This window comes from Candidatus Profftia lariciata, from assembly GCF_020541265.1.
Lineage (GTDB): Bacteria > Pseudomonadota > Gammaproteobacteria > Enterobacterales > Enterobacteriaceae > Profftia > Profftia lariciata.
The window spans coordinates 504,264-523,753 of record NZ_CP045925.1; the positions used below are offsets into that span (position 1 = coordinate 504,264).

Here is a 19,490-nt window from a genome sequence, read left to right on the forward strand (position 1 = left end):
AATATATAATTTGATTTCTTATTTTTAATATTATAAACTATATTATTTATAATTTATTTTAGATATACATACAAATTATTTTATTATAATAGAATATGTATGTATAAAAAGTAAATAATTTTATTAAAAATATTTTAACACATCATATCAAATATGATTTTCAAAAAAATATTATTTTGTCGGATTATTTATTATATAAATAGTATATTATTTATATTAATACTAATAAAATACTAATATCAATATCAATATCAATATTAATGTAATTAATTAGCACAACCAGTAGCAGCAAAACCACGCATATTAAAATGACTATTTATTAAACGTTTAGTCTGATTATGCAATGGAGAATTTAACACTTTATAAGTATTATCATATTCTACTACTGTTCCATGATGCATAACCATTACCTGATCACTAATATGTTTTATCATATCTAAATGTTGAGTAACATATATATAAGATATACCATATTTTTGCTGTAATTCTAGCATTAAATTAATAATTTGTGAACGTATAGACATATCTAAAGACGCTAATGCTTCATCAGCAACAATTATTTGTGGTTGTAAAATCAGTGCACGTGCTAATGCAATGCGTTGAATTTGTCCAGATGCTAACATATGTGGATAATAATGGGCATGATCAGAACGTAGACCAACATTATGTAGTGTTTCGTGGATACGTTGTTCACGTGCATTATGGTCTAAACTAGTGTTCAAACGTAGAGGTACATCTAAAATATGACCTATACGATGACTAATATTTAATGATGTTGATGGATCTTGTAAGATCATGCGTATACGTTGACTACGATAAAGAAAATCTCCATAATACAATCTTTTATTATTAATCATAATCTCACCAGAGGTAGGTTTTATCATACCAGCAAGCATTTTAGCAAGAGTAGATTTTCCTGATCCATTCTCACCAATGATGGCTAAGGTCTCACTTTTACATAATGTAAAAGTTACTGGTTTAACTGCTGCAAACGTTTGACGACGACACAAAAATAAACCAGTACGATAACTAAAATTTTTTTGTAACTTATGTACTTCTAGTAGAACATTCATTGATTTTCTTCCATATTTAATGGGAAGTGACAGGCAAATTGATGTGTTCTGATACTACGTAATAATGGTATTTCCATGCATTTTTTTTGTGCATAAGGACATCGAGGACCCAACCTGCATCCTATCGGTAAATGCTCTAAAGAAGGAATTGCTCCTGGTAATGTATTGAGTCGACTTTTATGAGGTAATGTATAACCAAAATCAGGCATGGCACGAATTAGTGCTTGAGTATAAGGATGATGTGGTGTAAGTAAAATATCTTCACATGTAGCACTTTCTACCGTTTGACCACAGTATATGACGTTAATCCTATCAACTAACTTACTCATCATTTGTAGATCATGGCTGATCAATAAAATTGTAGTATTATTATTTTGATTCATGCTTGCAAGAAGACGAAAAATTTGTGCTTGTGTTGTTGATTCCATAGCATTTGTTGGTTCATCTGCAATTAGTAAACGTGGTTGGTTTGCTAAAGCAATAGCGATCATTACTTTTTGGCATTCTCCTTCAGTAAGCTCATGAGGAAAACTACACATAATATCTTTATGATCTTTTATACCAACTCGATGTAATAACTCTATAGAACGACGTTTTCGCCACTGAAATTTATGCCAAAAACTACCTTTATAAGTCCAATGTGGAATAGCTTGAATAACTTGCGTACCGATATTTTCAGAAGGATCTAAACAAGATTTTGGTTCTTGAAAAATCATTGACATATTATAGCCTACTAAACGAAGACGTTTACGTGGTGTAAGACTTAGTACATCAATATTATTAAATCGAAAACGATCAGCAGTGACTTTCCAATCATCATGAGTTACACCGCAAATTGCCTTAGCTATCAAGCTTTTACCAGAACCAGATTCACCTACTAAACCGCGGACTTCACTTTCATACAGTGTAAGACTAACTTGATCAACAGCTTTTACTAAGCCTGAAGTAGTCATAAATTTAATTGTTAAATTACGAATATCAAGTAATGGCATATTTTTATTTCATACTTGCGTTTATAGACCAACGAATTCCGTTACCCAGGAGATTAACTAATAGTACATTGATCATGATCGCGGCACCAGGTAACATAACTGTCCATGGAGCGACATATACTAATGCTAATGAATGACCTATCATGGTACCCCATTCAGATAAAGGCAATTGAGCTCCTAAGTCTAGAAATCCTAGTGCAGCAATGTCTAAAATTGCCATAGATAATGCACGAGTAAATTCACTTACTAAATTTCCAGCAATATTAGGTAACACTGAATCCAATAAAATAAACCAAGTATATGCACCATCTAAGCGAGCAGCAATTACATATTTTTTTTTTAGCTCTTCATGAATTAATGTATAAACCTCACGCACTATATAAGGTAACAGTGCCAAGCAAACTGCTAACATAGCATGTACTAATAGTGGTCCTAAAAAAGCTACTACAATAATAGCTAATAATAGAGAAGGAATAGATAACAGTGTATCTAAAATATGATTCAGTATAGCCGATTTTAAACCATGAGTAATACCGGCTAAAATACCAATAATAATGCCTAATATACTAGCTATAATAGTAACGATCAATGCAGAACCAAAAGTTGGTGCAACACCACATAATAAACGGCTTAGCATATCTCGGCCTAAATCATCAGTGCCAAGAAAAAATGATACGCTACCATAGTGCGACCATGATGGTGGTAATAACTGATATCCAAGAAATTGTTGATCTAATCTATATGGTGCTATTGTTTTACCAAAAAAGCATAAAATAATTAGAAATAGTATACCATATAAGCCAATCATAGATAAAACATCATTATGAAAATATATCCATACTTTATTTAAAGGACTAGGTACTCGTTTGTCTAAATATACGTTATCTAATGGCATGCTATTCCCTATGTTTCAATATATTATTAAATGTACATATAATCTCAGACATTAAATTAACTATTAATACTAACGAACCAACTAGCATAACACCAACGGAGATGGCAGTAAAATCTTGTTGCCGAATAGCATTTATCATCCAACGACCTAATCCTGGCCAGTTAAATACTACTTCAGTAATCATCGCTATTGTTAACATAGTAGAAAACTGTAGTCCTAGTTTAGGAATAATAGGTGGTAATGCATTATGTAATACATGACGGCGGATAATAGTAAATTGTGTTAAACCACGCATAGTAGCAGCCTTAATATAATTTTGCTTAGCAACGTTATATACACTAATTCTTATTAACCTAATCATTTCAGTCATTGGTACCATAGCTAACGAAATAACTGGAAGAATCATATGATGAATAACATTAATGAACATCTCATCTCGATAAGGTGAATCTGATAAACAAGCATCAATTAAAGAAAATCCAGTTATATTTTTTATTGGATAAAGTAAATAGTAACGTCCTGAAACAGGAAATAATCCTAAATGTATTGAAAAAAACAATATTAATAAAATTGCTAACCAAAATACTGGCATTGAACAACCAAGTAGTGCAAGTGCACTGATAGCTCCATCTTGCCATTTTCCTTTGAGTAGCCCGGCAATAACGCCTAAAGGAATACCAATAATTAACGCTAATATAAATGCTAATATACATAATTCCATAGTAGCAGGGAATACTTCTTTTAATTGCTCTATAATTAACTGACTATTAACACCAGAAACACCAAAATCCCCTTGAAATAAATTATATATATATAATATATAGGCATTAATTAATGATGTATTAATAAGTGGTGCTTGTGGAGTGCAATATAATAAACTAAATCCTACCATTGATAGAAAAAAAAATGTGATTAATAATAAACAAAAACGACGTAAGATAATAATTATCAAGTTTATGCTCCATATGGCAGGTAGTTATTTATATGTTTAATGTTTTTATAAATTAAATATTAATGAAGTTTGCATAATCTATTGATATTATTTTTACGACATACATCTGCAAAAGATATATTACCAAAAGGAGTTAATATAAGTCCTTGAATATCATGGTGATACACTTGTAGATGTAAAAAATAAACTAACGGTAAAATAGGTAACTGTTCTGCAAGAATTTTTTGTGCATTTTGATAATATATAATGCGCTGTACAATATTTTGCGATAATAAAGATTTATGTAGTAAATAGTCGAATGATGGATCGCACCAATACGATAAATTAGTCTGAGAGTCAATAGCTGCACAATTTAGTAATGGACGAAATAAATTGTCCGGATCATTACTATCGATTACCCATCCTGATAATATTATATCATAATTCATATCACTTAAATGTTGTTCTTGAGATTGTCCTTGAACTGACACAATACTCACATGAATATCTACTTGTGCCATATCAGCCTGTATTAATTCTGCAGTTTTTAACGGACTAGAATTGTAGACTTGAGATCTAGTAGGCACACAAAGTTGTAAGCTTAAATTATCTACGCCAGCTTGTTTTAGTAATGTTATTGATTTTTCTGGATTGTATTCGGTAGTATTAGCTTTTTGATCATATGCCCAGGAAGTACGTGGTAGTATAGATGTAGCCATTTCTACTGTACCATAATATATAGACTGCATAAGACGTTTATTATTAATAGAATACGCAATAGCACGTCTTACATTGATATTATCTAATGGCTTTTTTTGAGTATTAAAAACTAAATATGCTATGTTCATACTTGGACTAAGTATCAGTCGCAGATCATTTCGTAAAATACTTAGCTGACTAGCTGCAGGATAAGCAAGAACATCGCATTCTCTTGTTAATAATTTTGATAAATATCCTGTACCCCCTGCTGCAAGATCAATAATAACTTGGGGCATACATGGTTTACCTTTCCAAAAAGCATCGTGTTTTTTTAAACGAATATATTGTCCTGCATGATATTCATTAAGCATAAAAGGTCCAGTTCCAACTAGCAAATAATCAATTTTTTCTTTTTTATTTTCTTTCATTAAAATATTAGCATATTCAGCCGATAAAATAGGTGCATGATGGGTTGCTAAGTGCCACAAAAAAGATACATTAGGCTGTTTAAGACAAATTTCTACTGTATAATTATCTAATTTATGTATACTTTGCACTGTGTATATAAATTGTAGGCTATCAAAATAAAGATAATGACCACCATTTAGATTATGATATGGATGTTTGCGAACAAACATACGATTAAAACTAAATACGACATCATTAGCGTTCATGTTTCGCATAGGTTTAAACCAACGTGTCTTTTGAAAAGAAACATTTTTACGCAAATGTAATATATATCTTGCACCTGAATCTAATATTTCCCAACGTTGTGCTAATTCAGGAATTAAATGATATGTATATGGATCAATTTTTAGTAATTTATTATATAGTTGATCAGCTAACGTATCTACTATCAGACCGCTGCTAGTCATTTGTAGATTGAAGGTATTAATAATTCCACTAATACAATAAATAAAACCGTTTTGATGAATATCAGAGGTATTAACTTAATTTTATTAATAGAAATAGCATTGGCTGCTATTATAAAGGAAGATAAATATATTAATATTAGTATTAAATACTTTAAACCATGCATATTAAGCATCAAGACGTTATTAAGTAAAGAGTATTAAGTCTAACCTACATTATCAGGTAACCAAATCATTACAATAAATAGATTTTATTTACTAAGGTTGAATGCATTCTTTCTAAGAAAATACATATATTTATTACTTTAATATATTATTAATATAGTTATATATTTTAAATAATTTTGTATTTATTTGAAAAATAAACTTTATACATTAAATATAATATATGTTTTATATTTGTGTAATTAATTAATAATTAATTAAAATAATACTAAATTTTGTTAAAAAATATAATTTTAATTTTATGTTGCTAATGCTACTTTAATAAAGTACTAATAAGAATTAATATTTTTTATCAATACATTAATCTTATGATATAATCAATTTATTGATTATAAATTTTAATAAAATACCTCAATAACTTACAATATATCAATAAAATTTTTTCTAAAAATTTATAGTTGCTCTGTTATCCAGTTCTACTATCTTGGAGTAAAAACATGTCTGTTAAAATTTTAGATTCTTTAATTACTAGTTTAGACATATTCAGTGCGGACCCAGAAAAAGTATTCAAATCTGGAAATAATGATATAATTAGTGTATTTCATAAAAATATGCTAACACCTATTTTTTATGCTGTAACACCAGAAAAAATGGCTAAACTTTTGGCTTTTGAAAATATGTGTAATATTTCTAATTCAGAAGTAGTTTTAAAAGATTGCTTGTTAAATGATAAAAAATTGACTTCATCCTTAAAAAATATTTCTATTCCTTTAAAAAAATTTGCTATGTATGTTGGATGGCAACCTGATAAAGATTTTTTGCGTATGGCCGCAATGTGGGGATATAATCTTACATGCCCAGTCAATAAAACTGAATTAGCATCATTTGTAGATTATTGGCAGGCTGAAGAAAAAGTATTCTACCATATACAATGGCAGCAAAAATTAGCACGTAGTATTCAGCAATACCGTATTATTAAAGGCGCCACTCAAATCAAAAAAGATATTAATTATACAAGTGAACAGTATTGTTTTATTCCTCAGGGCTTTAGAGGTTAAAACATTATAATATTAATTTTTATAATGGAAATTCTATTAATTCAATACCTTCTGGGGTAACACTAATCATTGAACCACTACGATGCCATGCTCCTAATACTGCTCTTTTTGCTAGTTTACCATTTGATACTGTAATATTATGCAGTGCTGGACGATGAGTATGTCCATGTATTAGCCAATCAGCTTTATTTCTTTCTAATACGTTAATGACAGCTTGTGGATTAACATCCATTATAGTCTTAGTTTTAAAATTATTAATTAACTGACTGCGATGACGTATTTTATCTGTTATATTTAAACGAGTGCATATGGGTAAACATAAAAATATATTTTGGATTAAAGTATTATGTACTGTTTTACTATAACGTTGATAATCTAGATCATCGGTACATAAAGTATCACCATGCATGATTATTATTGTATGTCCATACAGAGATATTTTTTTTTCTTGTGGCAATAATATCATTCCGCATTCTTTAGCAAAGCGTTTACCAATAAGAAAATCACGATTTCCGTGAATAAAATAACATGGTACTTTAGAAATAGTAATATCGCGTAGAGCTGCTGCTATTTCACGGTGTAAAGGTTGAGGATCGTCATCACCAATCCAATATTCAAAAAAATCACCAAGAATATACAGTGCATCTGCTTCATAAGCATTAACCCGCAAAAATCGTAGAAAACCATTTATTATTTTTGGTTGTTGTTCACTAAGATGTAAATCTGCAGTAAATAAAGTGCGCATAAAGAATGCGATAATTATCTTAAGTTTAAATATGTTGTGATTATTTTAATAAGTAGAAAATTTTTCTGTATATGTTAAATAATTATTAATAATTTATAGTGTGCTTACTAAGCATATTAAATTTTTAATTTATTTCATTAATTATTTACTTAACTATAAAGCATCTTATTATTATTAATAGAAAAATTAATTAAACCATTATGTCATCAGTTTATCATGATGATATCATTATTAAAATTATATTTTTAAGGAATATTATTGTAATTGTACCATAAAGTATATATAAAAATATTTTGTTTTTTAGTATTGAAATATATAATTTTATTATATTAAGATATAACACTAATATACTAACTAATCAAATATTTAATAATATATTTTAGAAAGATATTTTAAGGTAATAATTAAGAGTAAGGTAATACAATTATATTGTTATTATGAATGTTCTATAACATAAGCATCATGATGGAAGCAATACACATTAAAACGTTCTTTTAATTATATTAAAAAATTTAATAACATCATTATAAATGATAATGTAATATCTTATTTATTAAAGTGATATTTTTACTTCAAATATATTTTATGACAATAAAATATATTATATAATATTTAAAATATTTTTAAAATTAATTCAATGACATTTAATGAATAACTATTTAATATTTATTAAGTATATAATTTATTATGTATGTGAAAAAATTTTTATTTTTCTGATTTATTTATATGATGCGAAATACTTTATATGATAATAATATAAATATATGATATATTGTTTATATGAAATAATATTTAAAGTATAATAATACGCAAGAATAATGTAAAAATTACATAAAAAATAAAAAAATATTATATATACTAATTACTTATATATTAGTAGTGTAAAAATATTTTTATTATTTTAATAATATGATCTTAATAAATATTTTATATAAAATTTATCATTATGTCTTATATTAAATAGTAGATATTTATTTTTTTAAAAAATTATTTTTAATGTTTAGTTAAACACTATATATAATTATATTTATATATATTTTAAATATATATACGTAATTATGTATAGTATTTTAATTTTATTAAATTAAATCGTTCTGTTAATAAATTATTTTAATAATAAATATATCAATTAAATAAGTTTTTATGATTTAGTAATTATTTATTATATAGTCATAAATAATTTGATTTAATGATTATTTCTAATATTTTTGATTGTTCTGTGCTAAATTAATGATTCTTTTGAGGTAATTAAAAGTTTTTGATTAAATATATTAAAATATGCTATATATTTAATATATTGTTATTTTAATAAAATATAACTATATTATATTTTATAGTAATTTTATATATATGTATACTTGCATATTTAAAAAATAAAAAATATTTTATTAATTTAATATCTCTAATATTCATTTATATTAGTCTTAGTTATTTCGTAATAATATAGTAATAAAATACTTTAACATACAATAAATAGGAGTGTATATGATTTTAGTGACTCGTCCAGCCCCTAATTTTACTGCTACTGCTGTACTAGGAAATGGTAAAATAATTGAAAATTTTGATTTTAAAGAATTTATACAAAATACATCAACAGTAATATTTTTCTGGCCAATGGATTTTACTTTTGTATGTCCTTCTGAACTGATTGCTTTTCATAATCGTTATGAAGAATTTAAATCTCGTGGAGTAAAAATTGTTGGAGTTTCCATAGACTCTGTATTTGTACATAATGCATGGCGTAATACTTCTGTTAAGAATGGCGGTATAGGTCCTATTAACTATCCAATGATTTCTGATATTAAACATGAAATTATGCAAGCATATGGTATTGAACATCCAGAACATGGAATAGCTTTACGTGGATCTTTTTTAATAGATACTAAGGGTATTATTCGTCATCAAGTTGTTAATGATTTACCTTTAGGACGTAATGTTGATGAAATGTTGCGTATGATTGACGCTCTACAGTTCCATGAAGAATGCGGTAATGTTTGTCCAGCTCAATGGGAAAAAGGTCAAGAAGGTATAAAACCATCTATAGATGGTGTTGCTAAATATTTGTCTAAACATGCTACAAAATTATAAAACAATATTTATAAAACTAAAATAAGGTCAATAAAATATATTGATGTTAAAGAAATATTAAAAATATATTTATAACATGATACATAAAAATATTATTTAATCAAAGCAGGAGAAATTAATTTTTTATTATCACTAAATGATTTCTTCTGCAAATAACAATAATTTGTTGATTATTTTATTATCAGATATAATTAAAATTAAACATAATATTATTTTATCAATACAAAGTATTGTGTTATAAAAAATTATTACATACTTCAATTTGTTCATATTATAAAAAATAGTTTTAATATTTTTTTAAAACTATAGATTATAAAATAATCTTAACGTGTTAATAAAATATTATAGTTCTATAAATTAATGATTTTTTATATTATTTCTTTTTTAATTAATAGTTATTATAGATAATAATACATAACTGTTTATGTATTAAATGTAATATTTTTTGTAAAAAAATTTAATTTATATAAATATTAAGTATAATATAATATATTATTTATTAATATTCTATATATTAAATATTTATTTTGATTTATTACAATATTTTTTAGAAAAAATAAAATAAAAAATTTTATATAGTAAAATAATAATAATTATATTGATATTTTATATTAAACTAATAACTAGTTCTAGTTATGTAATCATAGATGTATTTACATGAATATATATCCATCAAATAATTTATTTAATAAGCTATTATTAATTTAAATAATACATTTTATATGAATTAATATTTCATAATCGTATTTTTTGTCAAAAATTTTATTAAAAAATATTTTTGACAAATACTTTTTTATAAAAAAGTTAAAATTGATATATAAAATATATATTTTATTGTAATTGATATTAAATTATTAATTTATTATATATCATTTAAAGATAACTAGTATTTTATATAAGAAAAATATTTTTAGTACGATATTGTATAATGTATGCAAAAGATAACAAAAATATACTTTATTTAATTTATCATAAATATTTTTACTTTAAAATATGTACCTATTACTATATAGTAATAGAATAATATAATGATTTGTATTTACTATTGATAATGATTCACTATATTTATAGTAATTTCTTCTAAATTTTTATAAAATAACAAATTGATTAGTTATGTTCTTTATTCTAATGACATATAGATAGTAATTCATACAAGATATACCTTCTATTGTAATAATATTTTATTTAATATATTGTATTATATATACTAAATACTTAGTATAGTAAGTTGCATTATTATATAATAAAATCTTATTTTAATAAGATACATAGTCTATTATATTAAATATAATTTTAATTATTTTTAATAAAAAAGATAGTATATTATTTTTATTATTTAAAATTAAATAATAGACGTAGTTTTAACTGCACTATAATATACTACGTCATTAAATTTATAATTTTTACGAAATCTAAGGTGATAGTATTACTGATACACTACTTTTATAAAATTAATCTTACCTTTAATCGTATTATAATACGAGTCAATACTTATTATCAATAATAATTTATTCAGTATAATCTATAATTATTTTAATAATTGATTATATAAAAATATTTAATTATTAGATATGACTATATTATAACAACTTTTTATATTAAAAATAACATTATTATCTAGTTAAATCATCAAAAAATTTTTTTACACCTTCAAGAAAACTTTTAGAACGAGGACTATTATTAACGTTAGAAGAATCACAAAAACTTTTTTCTAAATCACGCAATAGATATTTCTGTTTATCATTTAATTTAACAGGGGTTTCAACTACTATGCGACATATTAGATCTCCTTGGGAGTTATTACGGACAGATTTAATGCCTTTACCGCGCATACGAAACATTTTTCCTGTTTGTGTTTCAGCGGGTATTTTTAATTTTATACGGCCATCTAAAGTAGGTACTTCAATTTCACCTCCTAAAGCTGCCATTACAAAATTTATTGGTACTTCACAAAATAAATTATTATCTTGATGCTCAAAAATTGGATGTTCTTTAACTTTAACTTGTACATATAAATCTCCTGCTGGTGCTCCTTGTTTACCAGCAGCACCTTCACCACTTAATCGGATACGGTCATCTGTATCGACTCCAGCAGGAATTTTTACTGATAGTATTTTTAACTTTTCAATACGGCCATGACCATGACATTGATTGCATGGATTTTTAATTATTTGACCATGTCCATGACAATATGGACATGGTTGTTGTACTGTAAAAAATCCCTGACGTATTTGTACCTGACCTGCTCCATGACAAGTTGGACAGGTTATAGGGGTAGTATCTTTTTTTGCACCACTACCATTACATAATTCACATTTAACGAGTGCAGGAATCTTAATTTCTTTAGTTATACCTCTTACTGCTTCTTCTAATGTTAGTTCCATTTTATAGCGTAAATCGGCACCACTAGCTGTACGTTGACGATGTCCTCCGCCAAATATATCACCGAATACATCACCAAAAATATCACTAAAGTCTGATCCACTTTGACTGTTACTGCCATTCATATTACCTTGTTCGAAAGCTGCATGACCATAATGATCATATGCTGCCCGTTTTTGTGAATCAGTTAAAATTTCATAAGCTTCTTTAACTTCTTTAAACTTCTCTTCTGCTTTTTTATCTTCTTTGTTACGGTCAGGATGAAATTTCATAGCCATACGTTTATACGCTTTTTTTATGTCGCGTTCTTCCGCATTACGTGGTATACCTAAAATTTCATAATAATCTCTTTTTGCCATTCTGTATATCCTGTATCCTTAATATAACTTATACAAACGTTATTTGTTGACGTTTGTGCTATTATGAATACTGTAAATGATTATTTAATATTTTCATTTAGTTGTTATTAAGAATTATTAAGGACAATTATTTTTTATCTTTAACTTCTTCAAATTCAGCGTCTACTACATCTCCATCTTTATTATTATTTGTTTCAGGTTTTTGCCGTGCAATTTCTAAAAGTTTACCTGAATGTTGAATTACATTTTGTATTTTTTTTGTTATTTCATCTTTATTTTCTCCTTTTGATGCAACATCTAATTCAGTCAAAGCAGTTTCAATAAGAGATTTATCTTCTATTGGTAGTTTATCACCAACTTCTTCTATTTGTTTACGAGTGCTATGAACTAGCTGATCAGCTTGGTTACGTATTTGTACTAATTCTTCAAATTTACGATCAAATTCAGCATTTGTTTCTGCATCAAGAACCATTTTTTTAATTTCTTCCTCGTTTAATCCAGAAGAAGCTTTAATAGTTATTTTTTGTTCTTTACCGCTATTTTTATCTTTAGCTGATACATGCAAAATACCATCGGCATCAATGTCAAAAGTAACCTCAATTTGTGGCATACCACGTGGTGCAGGTTGAATACCATCTAAGTTAAATTGACCTAAAGATTTATTATCTGTAGCACGTTTACGTTCACCTTGAATAACATGAATAGTTACAGCAGATTGATTATCTTCAGCTGTTGAAAAAATTTGACTATGTTTGGTTGGTATAGTCGTATTTTTTGAAATAAGAGAAGTCATTACTCCTCCCATAGTTTCTATCCCTAGAGATAAAGGGGTCACATCTAATAATAGAACGTCTTTGACTTCACCGCTTAGCACGCCACCTTGAACAGCAGCACCAATTGCGACTGCTTCATCTGGATTAACGTCTTTACGTGGCTCTTTACCAAAGAAATCAGCAACTTTCTTTTGAACCATAGGCATACGAGTTTGACCACCAACTAATATAACATCTTGTATTTTAGATACAGATAATCCTGCATCTTTTAATGCTACTTTTAGCGGTTCCATAGAACGATTAATAAGATCTTCAACTAATGACTCCAGTTTAGCACGAGTTACTTTTATTGTCATATGTTTTGGACCAGATGCATTTGCAGTGATATACGGTAAATTTACTTCTGTTTGCTGAGCAGACGATAACTCAATTTTTGCTTTTTCAGCAGCTTCTTTTAGACGCTGCATTGCCAGAGGATCATTACGTAGATCTATTCCTTGTTCTTTTGTGAAAATTTTTACTAAATAATTAATTAAACGACTATCAAAATCTTCACCACCTAAATGAGTATCACCATTTGTTGCTAATACCTCGAATGTTTTTTCTCCATCAACTTCATCAATATCTATTATAGAAATATCAAAAGTACCACCACCTAAATCATAAACTGCTATAGTACGAGTCCCTATTTCCTTATCTAAACCATAAGCTAAAGCAGCTGCAGTTGGCTCATTAATAATACGTTTTACTTCTAATCCTGCAATGCGACCAGCATCTTTGGTAGCTTGACGTTGAGCATCATTAAAGTATGCAGGAACAGTTATAACTGCTTCATTAATAGATTCACCTAAAAAGTCCTCTGCAGTTTTTTTCATTTTTTTTAAAACTTCAGCTGAAATTTGTGGTGGAGCTATTTTTTTACCTTTAACTTCTACCCAAGCATCATTATTGTCAGCTGCAACGATACCAAAAGGCATAATATTTTTATCTCGTTGGACTTCTTCATCTTCGAAACGACGACCAATTAAACGTTTTATCGCAAATAAAGTATTTTGCGGATTAGTGATTGCTTGACGTTTTGCAGGTTGACCAACTAAAATTTCCCCATCTTGAGTATATGCGATAATAGAAGGAGTAGTACGATCACCTTCTGCATTTTCCAGAACACGTGCATTAGTCCCATCTATTACAGCCACACAAGAATTAGTTGTACCAAGATCGATACCAATAATTTTACCCATCGAACATCTCCACTAAGCATTTTATTATTAATTTAGTTGTTACCGTAGGTGGGGGCAATATTTTGTTTTTCAACCGCTTTGTTTTAGCTATTGTATAATAGCTAAATATCTTTAATAAGTAAAATATGATTGTTTTATAAACAACAAAAAAATATGATTGTTTAAATAAAAATTTAAATATTCTTAAAATACATATAAACAATGATTTATTAAATATTTTTTTAATAAAAATTATTCTTTTGAGAGAAACGTATAATAAAATAGAATAATAGAACTTAAAAATTACTTTTATATACTTTAAGATTTATTGTTGGATATGTGTATATTTTGGTATTATTTATCAAAGTGCAACATATCCAACAATAAATTTTTTAAAAAAATATCACTATATTAAATACATCATCATTCAAAATGATTATGATTAAATGTTTCATAAGCTTGTATTGTATTCTGAATGACTGTAGCTACAGTCATTGGTCCGACGCCACCAGGAACTGGAGTAATCCAACTAGCACGTTTTACTGCTATATCAAATTCAACATCACCAACTATTTGTCCATTTTCTAAACGATTGATACCAACATCTATAATAATTGCACCAGGTTTAATCCATGTACCGGGAATAAAATAAGGTTTACCAACAGCCGCTACTACTAGATCGGCATTCTCAACATGTTTTTGTAAATCTTTAGTAAAACGATGTGTAATAGTAGTAGTACAACCTGCTAATAGTAATTCCAGGCCCATAGGACGGCCAACGATATTAGATGCTCCAATTACCAATGCATTTAAACCATAGGTATTAATTTTATAATATTCTAACATAGTTATAATACCACGAGGAGTACAGGGACACAATTTAGGAGAGCGTTGACATAAACGACCTATATTATATGGATGAAAACCATCAATATCTTTACCCGGACAAATACGCTCAAAAATATTCATATTTGTAATCTTTAATGGCAAAGGTAATTGCACCAAAATACCATCAATAGTATTATCAATATTTAAATAATCAATTAAATTTAATAATTGTTTTTCTGTAGTTGAAACAGGAAGATCATAAAATTTAGATATCACACCTACTTCTTTGCAAGCGCGACGTTTACTACTGACATACATTTGAGAAGCTGAGTTATACTGATCTACTAAGATAACAGCTAGTCCAAGAGCACGTTTTCCTTTAGCTAGATGTTGTTGCATATAAGTAGTCATTTTACTTCTTAATTCTTGAGCAATCATTTTACCATTAATAATATTTGCTGCCATTTATCATTAAATCCATTCATGTTTAAACAAGGACTGTTTATTGTAAGTATGATATAAATTATTATAATAATAAAAGTAAAAGTAATTCAATAAAAGATAGGTAAACCCTACAAGGTATTGACTAACATCATACTGAATGTATAATAATAAATTTTATTTACTAATTAATATTTTTAGTTATATTATAAATATATTAGTTTGAATGCGCCCTTAGCTCAGTTGGATAGAGCACCGGCCTTCTAAGCCGCAGGTTACAGGTTCGAATCCTGTAGGGCGTACAACTATGTAAATATTAAAATAATATATTTTTATGATATCTTCTCTTGAAGTAATATTTTTTATGTTTTAATATATAAAAAAATTTATATATTATTTTTATTTTAATGAATTAATAGTTTACATAAAATTATATAGCATACAAGCATATGTTATAAGTATAATAATATACATAATAAAAATATTTTTTTATTTGACATTAATAAATTATTGAAGTATTATTAAAAATCATAATCTTTTACTTTTTAATATAAAGCACACTATTGTGTTAAAATCAAGATTTATTCTAATATAAATACCTCATTTAATGTGCAATTTATATTATTAAATAATATTATTAAAATAATTTTAATAATAATTTATCAAAAAAAAATATTTTTAATTTATAAAACTAATAACACATATTAAATTAATAATACATATTTTATGTGTTTATTTAGAGAATATTGACTAAAGTATTAAAAATATAAAATTTGATATTATTAATGATGCGCTAAATGATTTTATATAATCATTCATTATTATTAATGAATATTTTAACAATATTAATTAATAATAACTGAATAAAAATAAGTAGCTATTATTTTTTTAGCTATATTATAACTTTATTTTTTAATCATAACGAAAATTAATTTTTTGTATAAAAGATTTAGTTATCAAGATTATATTGTCAATAAAAACATAGTGCATATATCTAGAGGATTAGATGGTTAAAGAAGATAATATTGAAATGCAAGGTACCGTACTTGATACATTACCAAATACAATGTTTCGTGTTGAATTAGAAAATGGATATGTTGTTACTGCGCATATTTCTGGAAAAATGCGTAAAAATTATATCCGTATTTTAACAGGAGATAAAGTAACTGTTGAATTAACTACTTATGATCTGAGTAAAGGACGAATTATTTTTCGTAGTAGATAATAGTTTGCAATAAATTTAATTATTTGCAGTATTTATTGTAAATATTTATTATATCATTATTTACAATGAAATATTATAAATAATTAATATTTAAATTATTATTTTCTGTTAAAAGATAATTATCTTTATTAGAGAATATGCAGATATATTAAATTATTTTATTGTAATGATAGTCCTTATAATAAAAAAATAAATTAATATCAAATAATATGATAATAAACTATGTAATCTGAATTAATTTTTATCACAAAAAATAAATATATATTGATCTATCATTATAATTAAAACACATTAAATGTGTCAAATTAGATAAATAATAACTAATGTAATTAAATTAAATGCTTGTTTTTAAAAAAATTATTTTAAATACATAGATATTTATTTTTTATCTTTTTATTTATTTTATTATTTATTACTATATTATGTGTAATTAATAAAAATTTTGATTTATTACTAATCATTTGATATATTATTATATCTATAATAATATACTATATCAATATAGCAATGTATTTTAATTCTTTTTATAATATAAAAATTTTTACCTTATGAAAGGTATAATGATATAATATTTTAATTCAATTAAATAATATATGTTGGTTGTGTATTCTAGTAAAATATTTTTACATTAATTAATATTTGTTATTCCATAATAATTTATAATTAATGTATTAATTTATATTTAAAGTATTAATAATTGTACATTATATATTTTAACGAGATTTAACTGTATTAATTATTTAAATTTTGTATTATAAATAATTTAATTACATAATTTTAAATTAATATACTATATAATAATTATTAATTAATTAAAGTAATATTGATAATACTTTTGTTCATAACAAATTATATTTTATCAACCTATAACAATAGTTATTGTGAAATAAAAAATTAAATTTTTCAAGTGAATAGTATATTTATTTTTAGTAATATAATTATTTTCCTTTAACAGTAATTATTATGCAATAAGTTTATCAATTATTGATTTTATAATAAATTATTTAATAATATGCATTGATGAAATATCATATAATATTTTTCATACAAAAAATATTAATATAAATAATATAATATTCATATAATACTTTTTACGTAAAAATAACATATATAATAAATCATAATAATAGTAATAAATAAAATAATAATCAATAATCTTATATAACAATCTATAACTTCATTAATAAATTATTTTAAGTAATATGTAATTATATTAATTAAATTATATGTTAATATATTAGTTAGTTATTTAATGATATTACAATATAATTAATATTAATATTCATATTAATTATGGATACAATTTAACTAAAAATAAACAGATATATACATAAAATATTATTTAATAATATTTAAATTATTATCATAGTTATCTTCATAACAATTACTAATAGTAATTGTAATAATATATTTTATTGAGATGTTTCTAAAAAATATTTTTTATTTTATTACTAATAATTTAAATATATTTATAACTATTTTTATTAGTTATATCTTAATTTATAAGAAATTTTTATAAACATACTTTCAATAAAAATTTATATTAATTAATTAATAAATAATAATATAGACTAGACTTTCTAAAAGATATTATAATATTTATTATCTACGCTAAGTTATACTAATTATTTAAAAATAAGATATTTTATAAACATGATATTTTATACTGTTATAAGTGTGATAAATAATTACACTTAATTGTTTATATAAGTTTACTTTAGTAAATTATTATGTATTTTATGTTTTTTGTAAAATTTAGTTATATTGTTATTTAATATTAACATTATCATGTTATTCTATATTTTTTAAAAAATTATTATAAATAATATATTTTAATCAATCATTTTTATATTTATTGTAAAATAAGCTATTTAAATTTTTTTATAAAATAATGCTATATAATGTATTTTAAATACTATTATATAGTACATAACTAATTATACAAATAAAACAATTTAACAAAATATTATTATCTAAGCATAAAAGTAATCTAAATGAATACATATTATTTACTTATAAGTAATACTATACTTAATATTTCAATGAACTAATAGTATTGTATTAAAAATAAATTATATTTTTATTAATTTTTTATTAAAAAATAATTAATTAATAATTAAATATTTTTGTGTATATAATATTAAAACATTTTATATCTATAATGTAGTATTTTTATTGTATTTAAAGAATATTAAAATTTTTTTAATATAAATATATTTTTTGTACAAGAATATTTTTAATATGTTAATTGCTTAATAATATTTAATATTTAAAATATTATTATGATTTTAGTTTATTATATAATAAATATTATATTAATAATAAATATATTTAATGTAATATTCTACTTTGTAAAAGTACTCCATATAATTATACTTATTTAATATAATTTTATAAATATTCTATATTATTTTATTATTTTTATAATACTATGTATTAAATTAAATATTTTTATTAAAAATTTTAAAAGAAAAGAAATACTAATTTATTTAAAGGTCATTAATGATCAATATCATACAAAATAATTTTACTAAATATATTCAATATCTTTAACAAGATTATTAATTTGTAAAATTTACCATTGTATATTGTATATCTATTAAAAAATAATATTATTATATACAATATATGTAAATTATACTAATTTATAATTAATAATTAGTATTAATAAGGTTAGTATTAAGTAATAGTTAGTAATATTTATTAAAATTAATCAATATTTAATCATTTAGCTTTAATAAGTT

At 24.4% G+C, this 19,490-nt stretch carries 11 protein-coding genes, 1 tRNA gene and 1 pseudogene; 4 read left to right on the plus strand and 9 right to left on the minus strand.

What is annotated here, in order from left to right; translation table 11 throughout:
* Positions 1-266: 266 nt before the first annotated feature.
* The 5 genes and pseudogenes from GII40_RS01190 to sapA form a co-directional block, all read right to left on the minus strand.
* Positions 267-1,073, minus strand: coding sequence for a peptide ABC transporter ATP-binding protein (locus GII40_RS01190; protein WP_226813570.1), 807 nt, complete (start codon positions 1,071-1,073; stop codon positions 267-269).
* Positions 1,070-2,065 carry a putrescine export ABC transporter ATP-binding protein SapD gene (gene sapD / locus GII40_RS01195; protein ID WP_226813571.1) on the minus strand — a complete coding sequence of 332 codons (996 nt, stop codon included), beginning with the start codon at positions 2,063-2,065 and terminating at the stop codon, positions 1,070-1,072. The genes GII40_RS01190 and sapD overlap by 4 nt, the downstream gene beginning before the upstream one ends.
* A 4-nt stretch (positions 2,066-2,069) precedes the next feature.
* The gene (gene sapC, locus GII40_RS01200) at positions 2,070-2,960 is read right to left on the minus strand and encodes a putrescine export ABC transporter permease SapC (protein ID WP_226813572.1); all 891 of its coding nucleotides are present in this window, start codon (positions 2,958-2,960) and stop codon (positions 2,070-2,072) included.
* A gap of 1 nt (position 2,961) precedes the next feature.
* Entirely contained in the window at positions 2,962-3,912 is a 951-nt protein-coding gene (gene sapB, locus GII40_RS01205; RefSeq protein WP_226813573.1) for a putrescine export ABC transporter permease SapB, read from the minus strand.
* Positions 3,913-3,971: 59 nt separating this feature from the next.
* Positions 3,972-5,629, minus strand: a pseudogene (sapA, locus tag GII40_RS01210) (ABC transporter substrate-binding protein SapA).
* Between the two features lie 495 nt (positions 5,630-6,124).
* On the opposite strand from sapA, the gene dnaT reads away from it, so the two are divergent.
* The gene (dnaT, locus tag GII40_RS01215; RefSeq protein ID WP_226813574.1) at positions 6,125-6,685 is read left to right on the plus strand and encodes a primosomal protein DnaT; all 561 of its coding nucleotides are present in this window, start codon (positions 6,125-6,127) and stop codon (positions 6,683-6,685) included.
* A 19-nt stretch (positions 6,686-6,704) separates the two neighbouring features.
* Here dnaT and GII40_RS01220 read toward each other — a convergent pair whose 3' ends face one another.
* Positions 6,705-7,430: a UDP-2,3-diacylglucosamine diphosphatase gene (locus GII40_RS01220; protein ID WP_226813575.1), complete on the minus strand. Its 726-nt coding sequence runs from the start codon at positions 7,428-7,430 to the stop codon at positions 6,705-6,707.
* Positions 7,431-8,915: 1,485 nt separating this feature from the next.
* Between GII40_RS01220 and GII40_RS01225 the strand changes: the two genes are divergently transcribed.
* Positions 8,916-9,518 carry a peroxiredoxin C gene (locus tag GII40_RS01225; RefSeq protein ID WP_226813576.1) on the plus strand — a complete coding sequence of 201 codons (603 nt, stop codon included), beginning with the start codon at positions 8,916-8,918 and terminating at the stop codon, positions 9,516-9,518.
* A 1,613-nt stretch (positions 9,519-11,131) separates the two neighbouring features.
* On the opposite strand, the gene dnaJ is transcribed toward GII40_RS01225, so the two are convergent.
* From dnaJ to folD, 3 genes are all read right to left on the minus strand, one after another.
* Positions 11,132-12,259: a molecular chaperone DnaJ gene (dnaJ, locus tag GII40_RS01230; RefSeq protein WP_226813577.1), complete on the minus strand. Its 1,128-nt coding sequence runs from the start codon at positions 12,257-12,259 to the stop codon at positions 11,132-11,134.
* Between the two features lie 127 nt (positions 12,260-12,386).
* On the minus strand, positions 12,387-14,273 hold the full coding sequence (gene dnaK / locus GII40_RS01235) for a molecular chaperone DnaK (protein WP_226813578.1): 1,887 nt from the start codon (positions 14,271-14,273) through the stop codon (positions 12,387-12,389).
* 402 nt (positions 14,274-14,675) lie between these two features.
* On the minus strand, positions 14,676-15,545 hold the full coding sequence (gene folD / locus GII40_RS01240; RefSeq protein ID WP_226813579.1) for a bifunctional methylenetetrahydrofolate dehydrogenase/methenyltetrahydrofolate cyclohydrolase FolD: 870 nt from the start codon (positions 15,543-15,545) through the stop codon (positions 14,676-14,678).
* A 204-nt stretch (positions 15,546-15,749) separates the two neighbouring features.
* Between folD and GII40_RS01245 the strand changes: the two genes are divergently transcribed.
* Together GII40_RS01245 and infA are read left to right on the plus strand one after the other, a co-directional pair.
* Positions 15,750-15,823, plus strand: a tRNA-Arg gene (locus GII40_RS01245).
* 704 nt (positions 15,824-16,527) lie between these two features.
* Positions 16,528-16,746 (plus strand): translation initiation factor IF-1, encoded by a 219-nt coding sequence (gene infA / locus GII40_RS01250; protein ID WP_226813580.1) that lies wholly within the window; start codon positions 16,528-16,530, stop codon positions 16,744-16,746.
* Positions 16,747-19,490: the final 2,744 nt, after the last annotated feature.